Genomic DNA, 1,684 nt, shown 5'->3' on the forward strand with positions numbered 1-1,684 from the left:
GCTTATTGTTGTTTCTTTCCAAGGAATAAAATGAAAAATTCAGAATCGCATTTGCTGGAACGCAGAAAGATGTTTAACGGGCATCAGGAACGGTACCGCCATTTTTCTCAAACCTGCCGGACGGACATGGTATTTGATGTCTATCTGCCGCCACAAGTCTTAAAAGGTTATCCTGCGCCTGTTTTATATTTTCTTTCCGGCTTAAATAGTGATGGTTCTGAATTGGTTCGGCAAAGCGGAATCCAGCGTTTTGCGGCGCAATGGAATATTATCGTGGTTTTTCCGGATACCTCGCCACGCGGTCAGCATGTTGTCGACAGTGAGGAATATTATCTTGGACAGGGTGCCGGATTTTATGTTAACGCAACTGAAGCACCTTGGGCGCAGCATTACCAAATGGAAAGCTATATCAGCCAAGAATTGCCTGATTTGATCGAGCATAATTTCCCAGTAACAAAAGAGCGCAGCATTGCAGGTTTCAGCATGGGCGGGCATGGTGCGCTGCATTTGGCTTTGAACTATCCCGGCCGATATGCCGCGGTTTCCGCTTTTGCACCTTTATGTCATCCTATCGATACGGAAGGCGGCAGGCAGGCGTTTTCAGCTTATTTGGGCCAAAATGTGGAAACATGGAAACGCTATGACAGTACAGAGCTGCTTCAGACGGCCTCGCATAAATTGCCTGTTTTGATTGATGTCGGCAGTGAAGATGCTTTGTATCCTGACGTCCTGCAACCGGAAGCGTTTGTCCGCTCCGCACGTGAAAAAGGTTTCAATATCCAATATAAAGTACGCCCGGGCTATGGGCATGACTATTTCTTTATTGCCAGCTTTATCGATTCGCATATTGAGTTTCACACTCAGGCATTAGGGCTTTAAGCAGTATTGAATAAAAGGCCGTCTGAAATTCGATTAATGGTCGGATTTCAGACGGCCTTTATTTGGCTTATTTAACCTTTAATTTCAAACAGACTTATTCCTCAGGACGTTCGCCGTCGGTATCGTCCAATTTGCCTTCGGTGATATCCATATTGATACCGACTGCTGCACGGATTTTGGCATCGATTTCGTTGGCGATATCAGGGTTTTCTTTCAACCAAACACGTACATTGTCTTTACCTTGACCGATTTTTGCGCCGTTGTAGCTGTACCATGCACCGGATTTCTCAACGATGTCATGTTTGACACCCAAATCAATCAATTCGCCTTCCCAGCTGATGCCTTCGCCGTAAAGAATATCGAATTCGGCTTGACGGAATGGGGGCGCAACTTTGTTTTTGATGACTTTGACTTTGGTTTCGTTACCAATAACGTCATCGCCTTTTTTAATCTGACCGGTACGGCGGATGTCGAGGCGGACGGAGGCATAGAATTTGAGTGCGTTACCGCCGGTTGTGGTTTCAGGGCTACCGAACATCACGCCGATTTTCATACGGATTTGGTTAATGAAAACAACCAATGTATTGGTGCGTTTGATGTGGCCGGTCAGTTTGCGCAGGGCTTGGCTCATCAGGCGGGCTTGCAGGCCGACGTGGCTGTCGCCCATTTCGCCTTCGATCTCGGCTTTAGGCACAAGTGCGGCTACGGAGTCGACAACGACCATATCGATACCGCCTGAGCGTACCAAGGTATCGCAGATTTCTAATGCCTGTTCGCCGGTATCCGGTTGGGAGAGATAGAGCTC

General features: G+C 47.3%; 2 protein-coding genes. One reads left to right on the forward strand and one right to left on the reverse strand.

Annotated elements, in window-relative coordinates:
* The first annotated feature begins 30 nt into the window (after window positions 1–30).
* Window positions 31–879, forward strand: a complete 849-nt coding sequence (fghA, locus tag ACTHUT_RS19860) for an S-formylglutathione hydrolase (protein WP_440419538.1) — start codon at window positions 31–33, stop codon at window positions 877–879.
* A 94-nt stretch (window positions 880–973) separates the two neighbouring features.
* Here the strand turns inward: fghA and recA are convergent.
* On the reverse strand, window positions 974–1,684 hold a 711-nt coding region (recA, locus tag ACTHUT_RS19865; protein WP_440419540.1), incomplete at its 5' end, for a recombinase RecA.

The sequence above is a fragment of the Neisseria sp. P0022.S010 genome (genome assembly GCF_051956635.1).

Coding starts and splice junctions, on each gene's coding strand:
- fghA (WP_440419538.1), top strand. CDS start 31: ATGAAAAATTCAGAATCGCATTTGCTGGAACGCAGAAAGATGTTTAAC.